Annotated in this window: 7 protein-coding genes; 4 read left to right on the top strand and 3 right to left on the bottom strand. The window is 59.1% G+C overall.

What is annotated here, in order from left to right:
• Positions 1–53: 53 nt before the first annotated feature.
• Together ASD00_RS17190 and ASD00_RS17185 are read right to left on the bottom strand one after the other, a co-directional pair.
• A complete protein-coding gene (locus tag ASD00_RS17190) occupies positions 54–2138 on the bottom strand; it encodes an ABC transporter substrate-binding protein (RefSeq protein ID WP_057207695.1) in 2085 nt (694 codons plus the stop codon).
• 136 nt (positions 2139–2274) lie between these two features.
• Entirely contained in the window at positions 2275–3747 is a 1473-nt protein-coding gene (locus ASD00_RS17185; RefSeq protein ID WP_057207694.1) for an alpha-glucosidase/alpha-galactosidase, read from the bottom strand.
• A gap of 191 nt (positions 3748–3938) precedes the next feature.
• Here ASD00_RS17185 and ASD00_RS17180 point away from each other — a divergent pair, with 191 nt between their 5' ends.
• The 4 genes from ASD00_RS17180 to repC all read left to right on the top strand — a co-directional run bounded on the left by ASD00_RS17180 (position 3939) and on the right by repC (position 10183).
• Positions 3939–4868 (top strand): AraC family transcriptional regulator, encoded by a 930-nt coding sequence (locus tag ASD00_RS17180; RefSeq protein WP_057207693.1) that lies wholly within the window; start codon positions 3939–3941, stop codon positions 4866–4868.
• A gap of 1573 nt (positions 4869–6441) precedes the next feature.
• Entirely contained in the window at positions 6442–7650 is a 1209-nt protein-coding gene (gene repA, locus ASD00_RS17175; protein WP_057207692.1) for a plasmid partitioning protein RepA, read from the top strand.
• 94 nt (positions 7651–7744) lie between these two features.
• Positions 7745–8761 carry a plasmid partitioning protein RepB gene (gene repB / locus ASD00_RS17170; protein ID WP_057207691.1) on the top strand — a complete coding sequence of 339 codons (1017 nt, stop codon included), beginning with the start codon at positions 7745–7747 and terminating at the stop codon, positions 8759–8761.
• Between the two features lie 204 nt (positions 8762–8965).
• Positions 8966–10183: a plasmid replication protein RepC gene (gene repC, locus ASD00_RS17165; RefSeq protein ID WP_057207690.1), complete on the top strand. Its 1218-nt coding sequence runs from the start codon at positions 8966–8968 to the stop codon at positions 10181–10183.
• Positions 10184–12023: 1840 nt separating this feature from the next.
• On the opposite strand, the gene ASD00_RS17155 is transcribed toward repC, so the two are convergent.
• Complete coding sequence (locus tag ASD00_RS17155) at positions 12024–12263, bottom strand: hypothetical protein (RefSeq protein WP_234907961.1); 240 nt, start codon at positions 12261–12263, stop codon at positions 12024–12026.
• Positions 12264–12828 lie beyond the last annotated feature (565 nt).

The raw sequence follows: 12828 nt of genomic DNA, 5'->3' as shown, positions 1-12828 counted from the left end.
GAATGCGGGTGCCTCCTCCGGCCCGAGATCGGGCCGGAGGAGGCGAGGTCTCGTTAGTTGCTCGGCCCGCTCTCACCAGGCTTGCCCGGAAGCTGCTCGGCGAAGAGTTCGAAGTCGGCCTGCTTGTCGGCCGCCACGAAGACCCGCTCGCGGATGATTGTGTCTTCAGCCCAGTTGAACATCAAAATGGGCGCGCCTGTCGGAATGTTCGAGAAGCGCTTGTTGATGATCAGCGCGCCGGGATATTCGGTCAGACCAACGGTATCGACATTGGTCGTTGCGACCTTCTGATACTGCTTCATCAATTCCGCGCGCTCGGCGTTGTCGTTGGTCGCGATGAACTTGTTGACGATGTCGACAAGCTCCTTCTCGAACGGCATCAGGTCAGGAACACCGCCTTCCGGAGCGCGATGGTGCCAGCTCGTTCGCGGGCCGGTTGCCGCGAGTTGCGGGGTGTTTTGAACGACGGAGGCAAACTCCGCCTGATTGCGGTGCACCATCCAGTCGAAGCGACCGGAATAGTTGGCCGCGTCGCGCTGCTTGCCGTCCATCGCATTGAGCACGACGCGCAAGCCAAGCTTCTCCATCTGCCCGATGATGCCCTCGGCCAGATTCCTGTCTGTGCCTGTGTCCGAGCCCACGAGCAGCACGATCTCGACATCGCGCCCACCGAGCTTGTCGGACGGGAAGTTGACAAAGCCGTTGCCGTCGGTGTCCTTGAGGCCGACCTTCTCGAGCAACGCCTTCGCACCGTCGAGGTCATAGGGATAATAGATCGTGGACTGCCGGTCGTAGAAGCTCGTGCCGGAGGAAATGCCGCCCGGATAAATCGCCGTGAAGGGTCCCTTGACCAGAGCCTCACCGAGCTTTTTCCGGTCGACCGCCATGGTCACCGCCTTGCGGAAATCCTCGTTGCGGTTGAGTTCGCGCACCGCTTGGGCCCGCTCGTCTGGCTCACCCCAGCCATTGGCCGAGAAGTTCATGTGCATGTTGTAGCCGATGAGACGCGGACCGAACGCAAGCCGTGCGGGGGCTGCCTCGTCGGCTGCGCGCTTCAGCGATTCGACGAAGTTTTCCGGCTGTTCCAGGTTTGAGAAATCGCCCGAACCGGCGACGGCCTGCACGTCGCGGTCGGCCCAGGTCGAGAGCTTGTAGTGAAGCTCGTTGAGGTAAGGCAGCTGGTTGCCGGCCTCGTCGACCTTCCAATAGTAGGGGTTGCGGCGCAGCACGATGATGTCGTCCGGCCGATAGGCGACCGGCACCCACGCACCCATCACCGGTATATTCATGTATTCCGCCGGAAAGCCGTTCTTGTACTGGTCATAGGTCGTGCCAGCATATTTTGGATGTTTGGTCTTGAGGATATGCGACGGGCCGGGGCAGAAGGTGCCATAGGCCATGGCATAGAGGTGCTGGCGCGGGAAGGCCTCCTTGAAGGTCCATTCGACCGTATACGTGTCGATCTGCTTCAGCGTCGTTCCCTCGCCGAAGGTCTCAGGCGTCGCGCCGTTCAGGGGCGTCACGCTCGGATCGAGAACATTGTCCTCCCAGTAGAACATCACGTCCTCGGCGTCGAAGGGATCGCCGTCCGACCATTTCGCGCCCTCGACGAGATGCATGGTCAGCTTGTGACCGTCCGCGGACCAGTCCCAGCTCTTTGCAAGGTTCGGCAGCGGTTCGACGTCCTTCGCCTCCACCTGGAAGAGCGGCGCCGTGCGCGTCAGACATTCCGACATGCCGATATCGATGCCGCCCCAGCCCTGGCTTTGGCCGGCGCTGTAGTTCCAGCCCTCCGGCCGGCCGCCGATCACGTGGCGCAGCGTGTCGCCATAGACGCCGACGCCGTCAGGCATGTTGCCGGTCTTAAAGACCATCGGCTCCTTCGGCAGGCGCTCGGCGACCGGCGGCAGCTTGCCGGCCTTCACGTATTTTTCCGTAACCCAGGTCGGCTCCTTGTATTCCGGCAACGCCTTGAACTCGGCGATCGAGTCGCGTGGCACGAAGGTGATCTTGCCCTGCGCCGGAAACGGTGGCTGCTCGGGCACGACAGTCGGCTCCGATGCGGCCGCCTGCAGCGCGAAGCTTGAGATGCCGACAAGCAGCAGGCTCGCCATTTTTGTCAGTCGGTGGCTGTTCATGGTCTGTGGTTCTCCCTCATGTATCTGCCACGCCGAAAGGTGGCCTCCTCCTAGAAAGTCTCAGAATGTCCCGCGGGGGCGGGCATGTGGCGGCAAGCGGGGTCCGCGTCTCCTCACGCAGTGGCCCCGCCGGCCGTCAACCGGCGGCGCGGGCTTTGGTCTCGTGTCGCTCGGCGCGGATCTCGTCCACCGAGCGCACCTGGCGTCGTGCCGCCCCGTTCCAATCGCGGGTCTTGACGGTCGCCCGGCTCAGGCGCTCTCTGGCACCGTCGATCGCGTGGGCGTATTGCGGTAGCCATTTGGCTTGTGCGACGACCATCTCGTCGACCATCTGCCAGACCTCCTCTGGCGTACAGATGGCGCCAACCAGCGGATCGTGCAGCATCGCCAGCTTGAGCAGATCGAGATCGCCTGAAATGGCCGCATGCACCGACATACGCTGGACATTGATAGAGGACAGGCAGGTGGCGGCGCAGGCCTGGGGAAGCGTGATGCCCGAGACCATGTTGATGCCGAAGCGATCGACGAAGCCGGGAGACTCGATGATCGCATCGGCAGGCAGATTGGTGATGACGCCGGTATTCTTGACGTTGAAATGGCCGCGATAGACGCGCCCCGTCTCCAGAGCCTCCAGGATGTGGCTGGCGTGCTCGTTCGAGCGCTTTGTCGCATCGATCGGACGCCGGGCATCCTCCAGGAACTGCGGGAACTCGGTTTCGAACCAGTTGCGGGTTTCCGTCGAATAGCGGAGGTAGCCGCCGGTTTCGCCATGGATCCAGTCCGACATGTCGATCCAGCGGGTGATCTCATCCGGACGCTTGCGATACCAGGGAAGGTATTCGGAGAGATGGCCGTTGCTCTCGGTGGAATAGACCCCGAAGCGCTTCAGCACGTCGATCCTGAGCTTTTCCTGCTTCGAGAAGACCGGATGAGCCTCGAAGGCGGCGACAAGTTCGTCCTTGCCGATCTTGCGACCGCGCAGCCTGATGTCGACGAACCACGTCTGGTGATTGATGCCGGAGCAGATGAAGTCGAGTTCGCCCTCCCCGGCGCCGAGGATCTCGGCGATCTGCTCGCCGCCATGCTGGACGCCGTGGCAAAGCCCGACCGTGTCGACCTTACCGTACTCGATCGCCGCCCAGGTGTTCATCGCCATCGGGTTGGCATAGTTGAGGAACTTCGCGCCCGGCTCGGCCAGTTCGCGGATGTCCTTGCAGAAATCGAGGATGACCGGAATGTTGCGCTGGCCATAGAGTATGCCGCCGGCGCAGATCGTATCGCCGACGCACTGGTCGACGCCGTATTTGAGCGGGATACGGATATCATCGGCATAGGCACTGAGCCCGCCGACCCGCACGCAGCTGATGATGTAGCGCGCGCCTGAGATCGCTTCGCGGCGGTCGGTGGATGCTGTGACCCTGGTCGGCAAGTTGTTGGCTTCGACGATCTTGTCGAGGATCGACTTGATCATGTCGAGGTTGTGCGCGCTGACGTCTGTGAGCGCGAACTCGACATCGTGGAACTCCGGAACGCAGAGAATATCGGTAAAGAGCTTCTTGGTGAAACCAACGCTGCCGGCGCCGATGATGGCAATCTTGAAGTTACTCATGCTGTCCTCGTCGCTGTTCGTTCAACCGAATAAAGGCGGTCTGGGTAAAATTGGTGCGCCGACAAGGTTGCGCCAAAGCGCGGTTCCCTCCCGGTTTACTCCCCACGTGCCGCCTGAAATCGGCCGTCTTGCCTTGTTGTGGGGCATTATGCGTATAATGTTTGGCGTCGCCAGAGAGGTATTGTGCTTTCATGGGTAATTCTATGCTGAAACGGCTGATCGAGAATGGCCCTGCCATGAAGACGGTCTCGCTACCGCGCGGGCGTCACAGCCTGCACACCATGCCGACCAGCACGGGCTATGAGATCCGCACGGACGGAAGTTACGATTGGGATGGTCGCAAGCGGGGACAGACACCGTTTACCGTGCTGCAGTATACGATCTCAGGCGCGGGAAACCTGCGCTACGAAGCGCGCAATCACCGTGTGCGCGAGGGCGAAACGCTTCTCTTGCTGGTGCCGCACAACCATCGCTACTGGCTCGAGCAGAATGGTCGGTGGGAGTTCTTCTGGATATCGATGAACGGCGAAGAGGCACTGCGCATCCACAAGGCCATTCTTTCGACAACCGGCCCAATCCTGAACCTGAAGCCCGAGACAATCGAGCATCTGGCAGACTGCAGTTTGCGGCTGATTTCAGGCGGCGGCGAAGCGTCGGGCAGCGCATCGGCAATCGCCTACGAGGCCGCAATGGCACTCTATGACGACGTCTTCGGCGCCCATCCCGTATTCAGCCAGGAATACCGGACAATGCAGCATGTCATTCAACATATCATGGCGAACCTTGCGCATCCCCTTCCCGTCGAGACGCTTGCCGAAGTGTCTGGGCTCAGCCGCGCGCACTTCTCGCGCGTGTTTGCCGCTAGCGAAGGCATGCCGCCCGCGGAGTTCGTGCTGCGCAAGCGATTGCAGCGGGCAACGAAACTTTTGACAAAGGCGGCACATCTCTCGGTCAAGGAAGTGTCGATCATGTCCGGCTTCGAAGACCCGAACTATTTCGCCAAAGTGTTTCGACGCTATTTTGGTGCGAGTCCCACCGAGTTCCGTACGACCGGGATGTATTCGAGTGTCGCGGCGAAAAGCCAGGAAGCGGTCAATCACTCTCGTGGGGAAAACGAATAGCCAACGTTGCGGCCAGCGTGCTTTACGTCACAATCTCGCCTTCTAGGCCAATGGCCCGCCCCATCCAGCGATGCGAAATTGCCGAACTGACAATCTTCCTTGAGCTCTCTGCACCGGTTCTGCGCGTTCAATGCGCTGCTTAACGCTTGGAGCTTTTAAGTGCCGGTCAGCCAGGGGATCGCTTCGCACCAATCGTTTGCCTGTCCTGGAGCGGACAAGCAACGCAGCATACGCATAGCTGCATTGCACAAAAAATGTTTTCCAAATGATCAAAAAACGATCATAACGCTCACAGCTGATGCACATGGCGGCTTCTCCTCCCAGTGCCGCCGCAGCAGCTGTTCCCCTCTGGAGGTTTTATGACCTTCACACTTCATGGGCCGCGGTTTTCCGCAGGCCCATTTTTTTTGCCAAAATTTTTGGCCGGCGCCGATCAATCGGCGCGACCGGTCAGCGCAGAAACCGGTTGCCATTCGTGTCCGACGATGGCTCCTCCCACCTGACACTCCCTTGATCGCGCTTAATGCCAACCGGACGGCCGCTGGCAAGCAGCCCTAGGATACAGCCGCGCAGGAATCAACTAGCTGTGTCGCAGAGGGTCTTCTTCTTCGGAAATGCGTCGCCAACGTCGATCGGCTGATCGACTGAAGCGAAGTGTGCGCTAAAGCCATGCCCGGAGAGCTGCGTCGTGCGCGATTTATGATTTCGGCTTTTGTCGGTCAAAGTCTCGAACTGACATAGCCTCGAGCTACGCCTTGACCAGTGTGGTTGCCCGGTGCGCTTGGCGCCCATGTCGCTCTGCAGTACGACATGTGGCCGCACTTGTTTTGCCCGGAAAGGCGAGTCGGCTTGCAAACCTCAGGCCCGTCTGCAGTCGGCAAACACGTGTTGGATCATCTAGGGCCGACTAGCCTCGAGGATTAGCTCCTCTGCCCCAACGGGCTCTGCTTGCAGATCGGGTTCGGGACTCAGATCCAGTTTCCCCCAGATCGATGTCTTTTGGCTATCGGCCTTCACCTTGCGGGACGGCTTTATCTCAACAATAAACGGCTTTGTCTGCTGACGCATAGATCCTCCAAGCGACGAATCGCGTTCAAACGATACCGATTGGGCAGGCGGAAGCAACTGCCAGATCAGGTGAGTTCACCGCCACCCGGCAGAACACATCGCCGTGGAAGATCGGGTGACCACGCGGTCCCACTCAGCCGCTGACGCTCTTCCGGCTCGGTGCGAATCAATTGATTTGGCTGCGGAAGTAGACTGCCGGGAGCGGCGATTTTGCCGTTTTGCCCTGTTGGCCGTGTCAGTCAGTGCAAGAAACGGTTGACAACGCCACGTGAAGGGCCCGCAAAAGCAAGGGATTGTTGGGCGGAAAGGTGACGCCAAAGTGCCGCCAAGCTGCTGATAAGTATACGGAATGCGTCAAGGAGAAAGCAGTGGGATGCCGCTTCCGCTGCAACTGCTAAGTTCTTGTTATCCCTAAAGCGGCTTGTCGACCGACAACGAATCGTGTCTCTACTTCCAGACGGAAACAATGCGTCAGACGCGAAGAAACCGTTTTGAAGAGACCCCGATGTTGAAGCCCGCGAATCCCCAGGTTGAAAACGAGACGACTTCCGAGCGTATCACACGCCAGGCGACCGCGCTTTCGGACCGTCTGCGGGCCGTTGGTGAAATTGCTTTTCCGCCGAAGGCGATGAAGAGCCTGAGGTCGTTTACCTCAGGAGAGGTCGCGCAGATCGTTGGTGTATCGGACGGTTATCTCAGGCAATTGTCCTTGGACGGTCTCGGGCCGATGCCGGAACTGGGCACCGCTGGTCGCCGTTCCTACACACTGCGCCAAATCAACGAGCTTCGCGCCTATCTTGCCGAAGCACGCCCGAAGGAAGCCTTGAAGTTCTGGCCGCGCCGCCGCGTAGGTGACAAGCTCCAGATCATCAGCGTCGCCAACTTCAAGGGCGGCTCAGCCAAGACGACGTCATCGCTATACCTCGCACAGGGGCTGGCGCTGCAGGGTTACCGCGTTCTGGCGATCGACCTCGATCCCCAGGCGTCGCTGTCTGCCATGTTCGGTTACCAGCCGGAATTCGACATTGCCGAAAACACCACCCTCTACGGCGCGATCCGCTACGATGAGGAGCGGGTCAACATGCGTTCGGTGATCCGATCGACCTATTTCGAGGGCATAGACCTCGTCCCGGGCAATCTCGAGCTGATGGAGTTCGAGCATGAAACCCCGCGTGCAATGGGCAAACGATCCGGACCCGAGGATCTGTTCTTTCGCCGCGTCGCTGCCGCCATCGATGAAGTCGAGGCGGACTATGACGTCGTTGTCATCGACTGCCCGCCGCAACTCGGCTTCTTGACCATGGGCGCCCTCAATGCGGCAACCGGCATGCTGGTGACGATCCACCCGCAGATGGTCGATGTCGCATCGATGAGCCAGTTCCTGTTGATGACAGCCGATCTCATCGCGGTGATCGAGGATGCCGGCGCGCATCTGAACTACGATTTCATGAAATTCGTCGTGACCAGGCACGATCCGCGCGACGTGCCCGAGCAGGAGATCGTCGGACTGTTGCGCGACCTCTTCGGAAGCGATGTCCTCAGGGCTACGGCATGGAAGTCGACGGCCATTGCCAATGCCGGCCTCACCAAGCAGTCGCTGTTCGAATTGTCGAAGGGCGCCGTCGGGCGGTCCGTTTATGACCGAGCCATGGAATCGGTCAACGCGGTCAACACCGAGGTGATCGACCTGATTTCGAAGGTATGGCAGCGATGAGTGATTGCTCCCATTCCGTGCCAGTACTCTTTCCCCTTGGGCGGGGAATGTTGTCTACAGACAACGCCTCGCCTGTAACGAGGAGGTCCCTCCATTGAGCAAACGCACCCAGTCCATTCGCTCGATGTTTTCCGGCCAGAGCGAGCACTCCGTTGATGGTGACATCAAGCGTCCGGCGCTGCCGCGTATGAGCTCCGGCGCAGTCCGCTCGCTCAAGGACACCTTTTCGGACGTCGAGAAGGAGTATGAAGTTCTTCGCGCAAAGCTCGCGTCGGGCCAGCTCGCCGTGGAGATCGACCCCACCCTGATCGATCCCTCGCCTTTAGCCGATCGCTTCAGCGAGCAGGACCCAGCCAGTTTCGAGGCACTGATAACTTCGATCCGGGAAAGAGGACAGGAAATTCCCGTCCTCCTCCGCGAGCATCCTTCTTTATCCGGTCGCTACCAGAGCGCTTACGGACATCGGCGCATTCGTGCCGCTCGTGCGCTCGGCATTCCCGTCAAAGCCTATGTGCGCTCGCTGAGCGATGAAGATCTAGTCGTGGCGCAAGGTGTGGAGAACTCCGCCCGCGAAGACCTGAGCTTCATCGAACGCGCGGTATTTGCTTGCCGTTTGGAGGATGCCGGCTTTGCCCGTGCGCTGATCCAGTCGGCACTTTCTGTCGACCGGGCTGAAGTTTCCAAGCTGGTCGCTGTCGCACGCGCATTGCCGCGCGAACTTGTGGACGCCATCGGGCGGGCACCGAAAATCGGTCGAGGCCGCTGGCAGTCACTGGTTGATGCGATCGGCAACGAGCCGGCATTGAAGCGCGCCTTGGCGGTTGCAACCAAAGCCGGCTTTACGACACGGGAAACGGATGACCGCTTTATGCTGGCCTTTGCGGCCGCGACAAAGTCCGAAAAAGGGCCAGCCGCTGGGCTTGCACCTGAGACTGTCACTAGTGGATCGGGTGCGGAGATCGGAAAAGTGGCCACGAGCGACAAGCAATGGCGCCTGTCGATCCGGCGCGATCGGCATGACGGATTTGCAGATTATCTGACGGCGAAATTGCCCGAGCTGTTTGAAGCTTACGAGGCGGCGCTGGAGAAAACGCAGAGCAGCGCCGAATAGGGCGCCGTCCTGAAGACTGAAAATATAGAGGAGCAGCACGGCAAAAGAAAAAAGGCCCCCGAAACACCGTCTCTGAAGGCCCTTTCTCGTCATTTGGCGATTTCGAGATTCGCACTTCCGGGATTCACAGTCAAGACTCTCTTCGGAGATTTGGCGCCGTTTCGGTGACCGGCGTTCCTTTGCCTGAAAAAAGGTAAGGCTGAAATGGACAGGTTATCCGTAACGACGCCATTCGGGCGGCGGCCGATGTCGCTTGCCCTGGTGAAGGGACAAATCAGATCGTCCGGCATCAAAGCCGGAAAAACCGTCGACAAGTGGAAGGTGCTTCGCGACGTATGCGAGGCACGGACCCTTCTTGGCGTCCAGGACCGCGCTCTGGCTGTGCTGAACGCACTTCTGTCATTCTATCCGCAGGGCGAATTGGCTGAGGGCAATGACCTCGTCGTGTTCCCGTCGAACGCCCAGCTGACCCACCGCGCCAATGGCATCGCCGGCAGCACGCTACGCCGCTGCCTTGCTGCATTGGTGGAGGCGGGCCTGATTTCGCGCAAGGACAGCCCCAATGGCAAGAGATATGCACGCAAGGACGGCGAAGGCGGCATAGAGGAGGCCTACGGCTTTGATCTCGCCCCGCTTTTGGCCCGCTCGGAAGAACTGGCAGGCCTGGCCCAGGAAGTTGCGGCAGAACGCCGGCGGTTCCTGATCGCCAAGGAGCGTGTCTCATTGTGCCGCCGGGATATTCGCAAGCTGATTACTGCCGCGATCGAGGAGGGGGCATCCGGCGATTGGGGGCACGCCGAAGACATGTTTGTCGCGCTTATCGCACGAATTCCACGCCGACCGAGCCTCAAGGATTTGCGGGCCATTGCTGACGAGATGACGCTTTTGCACGAAGAAGTCGTCAACATGCTGGATGATAACGCGATTTCCGAAAATATGGCTAGCAATGATGGTCTATCTGAGCAGCACATACAGAATTCAAAACCCGAATCCTTCAATGAACTTGAACCACGCTCTGAAAAAGAGCAGGACGAAAAGCCGAGGGCGGAAAGCGGAGCAAAGCCGAAGGGCGTACAGCCATTCCCGTTGGAGATGGTTTTGCGGGCCTGCCCCGAGATCAAACCTTTCGGCCCGGACGGCGTGGTTTCGAGTTGGCGTGATCTGATGATGGCCGCGGTGACCGTCCGCTCGATGCTTGCGGTCAGCCCGTCGGCCTATGAGGAAGCGTGCGAGGTGATGGGGCCGGCGACGGCTGCGTCCGTGGTGGCTTGCATGTACGAGCGGTCCGGACACATCAATTCGCCCGGCGGTTATCTCAGAGATCTGACAAACCGGGCGCGGCGCGGGGAGTTCTCGCTCGGGCCGATGCTGATGGCACTGCTTCGTGGGGCGCCGACATCCAATCTGGCTTCTGCGTCGTGAGCCGGGCTGCGGTTGGGCAAACTGCTCTCGGCTTGACGCTTCCCCACGTGAACTGCACCTAGCCGGAGACAGCGATTGCCATCGGTCAGGTAGTGTTTGCCACACCCGGGTCCGGCCATGACTTCGAAAGGTTTGACATGCAGGTCGCCGTTTGCGGAGGTCTGGTCTCGGCTGTCGGCGTCACCACAGCAGTCGCCCTCCCCTTCTCCTCTTTAGTCTTGGTAGGGGATGCAGTTAGCGCGATTGCTGCGACACCACCGGGAGGTAGACAGTCGGGGTTGACGGCTTGTTGCCAACAAACGAGCTTCCGACAAGGAGATAGGCCGAAAGTGCGAGGACCGAGATGAGTAAGATACCAACGGGCAGGCCGCCGGAGGTGTGACGTTCTGGCTTTAGGTAGTTTCTTTCACCCAACATAGCGAACTCCATTTGCACGTCCGGAACGGGGAAAGGGTGCAGGTGGTTCCCGGGAAACGGGCGGAGCTGAGGGACAGGTTCTGAGAACCTGCGGCCGACATTTTAGCACCATGACCGGTGTCTCGCCTGAGACCGCAGGTAGCATGTGGCCCGGATATCTAGATTGTTCGCGCTTGTTCGTAGCTAATTCGGGCGCTTTCAAACAGGTGGCGCTGAAATATGCTGACAAAGAACCCCGCACCCTGGTCGTTCAAACGCAGATTTCGAAATCTGGGCCCGCTGCTTGGAGAATGCGGTCTTCAGGCTGAAGGTGCTTGAGACCCGTCAGTCAAGTGATTCACACGGGATCGGCGTGCGCAAGCGGTTTTCATTTACCGGAACAGACCTAAGGAAAAATGATCCGATGCCGGCGACTCCCGACAAGTGGCTCGATCGCACGCCTTGTCATGGTCCGTATTTGTTGCCTTCGCAATTGAGATCTTTCGACCTTCACTGTTCAGCGCGATCGGTGCTTAAGCACGAGACCGGAAAAATGGCATCGATGCGCGGGGTTCAGTATGATTGGAAGCGACTGTTGCGAGAGCCAAACATTGAACTGCCAGCACTGCGACCAACTGTTGGGCTCCGCATAATCGCACGAGCATCTCGAGATCGGCGTGCGATATGTGAAGGACTTCCACCTTGCCCCGTTTCCCTCGGGGCAAACTGCTCGTGGGGTCGAAACAACTCCGGCGCTCACCGCCGCTTTTACAGTTGCCCACGTCCGAAACCGTCCTTGGTTATGACGGCAGCAAACACAAGCGGCGGGAAATATGACGAAGGCGAGAGGCAAGTGTCTTTTCGCCAAAGGCCTGTGATGATTGGCCAGGGCCGAGGCACCGTCGCAGGAGATTGACCACGACCGGCATTTGAGCCGCATCTGTTTTTCGGGCTGCCATTGGTGTTCGAACAGTCTAGCGGATCGACCAACGCTCGACCGTGTATTAACAACTGCTTGTTTACCGGCGCGCAGTAGCCTCGACGAGAGGTTCCGTTGACAGTCACGGTTGCGTGACTGCGTGCGGAAAATGGCGACATCGCTCGCGCTATCACCGACCACTCGAACGAGTGCCAGTTGAAGAGCGACGATCTCATTTCCAAGGACATCCTGCCAATCACTCAAAGGCTCGACCGTCGAGCCGGGTCATTCGCGCTGCAAATCCGTCGCGGAAATCTTGATTGTCGTAGCGTGAGCCTTTTGAACAACCGCTTTAGGTTTCACTTGCCGGGGAAAAGCGGGGGCGTGTTCACCAGCCCTGACACTAAAAATTGCGCACAACGACCCTAGGCAATGAGTAGTATTTGCTCGGGCTCGCCTCGGGTTGGGAAGCTCAGGGCGGCCAATTCCAGCCTTTCCCTAACTCGTGACGATGGCGTGTTAAAGTCAGACCTTTCCCGAAAACGGCACCAGCTTGCTGCTTTGCCGTTCGTCAGGTCGCCTTTCCTTTCGCAGCAACTGCGGTGAGACGTTCCATTGGCGGGCGTTGTCGCCGTGCACAGTCACCGTTTTGCGGTTGCGACGGATGACGATTCCAGCCTGCGTCTGGCCGTTACTGTCTTCGAATATCACGCGCTCGCCGATCGCCAGTTCAAGCAAGGCATGCGTCGTCTTTCTTCTGCTCATGCAGAAAGTGCAGCCGGTCGACGACCGCATCGTGCAATTCGATCAGCTCTACTTCGCTCAAGGTATCAAGGTCGAACTTCTGCATGCTGGCTCCATTCATGAAGATGATTGCCTGGAACATGGGGCCAACGCAATCGCGCAGCACCAACAACCCACAAGATCCTCCGGCAATGGGAAATCCGGCGCCGTCACCGTTTCTGCCCCATGTCCTACCAGGCAAGAGCGTCCGGACGCAATTTGGCGCGTGCTAACTACATGAACTTGCTTTCAATGTACGGCGTAACAGAATGGAAAGTTCAGTTTACTTCCGCCACGCAAACTCTAATGCAGAAGGGGTCTGATTGTGGGTATGGCGAGGCGCGCTGATTTCGGATTGGAAATCCTTTGAGATTCCACTTGGCGGCCTTGCGTTTGGGTCAGAAAATTCGGCAGCAAGGCGCGGGGCTGCCATTTTCAACCCGCGCATCGCCCGGCTGTTTTCGTTGTCGGGCGACATGCAAACCTGGTCCGGTAGCGATACCTAAAACTAGTCTCTCTTCCACACATTAGGAGGGGCTGATGGGCG

The organism is Ensifer sp. Root31 (assembly GCF_001424825.1).
In the GTDB taxonomy this organism is placed as follows: Bacteria; Pseudomonadota; Alphaproteobacteria; order Rhizobiales; family Rhizobiaceae; genus Ensifer; species Ensifer canadensis.
The sequence above is the reverse complement of the archived record's forward strand: the minus strand, read 5'-3'. Positions and strand labels throughout refer to the sequence as shown.

Bases quoted from the DNA above. Each gene is read 5' to 3' on its own strand.
- ASD00_RS17190 (WP_057207695.1), bottom strand. From the start codon at position 2,138: ATGAACAGCCACCGACTGACAAAAATGGCGAGCCTGCTGCTTGTCGGC.
- ASD00_RS17185 (WP_057207694.1), bottom strand. From the start codon at position 3,747: ATGAGTAACTTCAAGATTGCCATCATCGGCGCCGGCAGCGTTGGTTTC.
- ASD00_RS17180 (WP_057207693.1), top strand. From the start codon at position 3,939: ATGGGTAATTCTATGCTGAAACGGCTGATCGAGAATGGCCCTGCCATG.
- repA (WP_057207692.1), top strand. From the start codon at position 6,442: ATGTTGAAGCCCGCGAATCCCCAGGTTGAAAACGAGACGACTTCCGAG.
- repC (WP_057207690.1), top strand. From the start codon at position 8,966: ATGGACAGGTTATCCGTAACGACGCCATTCGGGCGGCGGCCGATGTCG.
- ASD00_RS17155 (WP_234907961.1), bottom strand. From the start codon at position 12,263: ATGAGCAGAAGAAAGACGACGCATGCCTTGCTTGAACTGGCGATCGGC.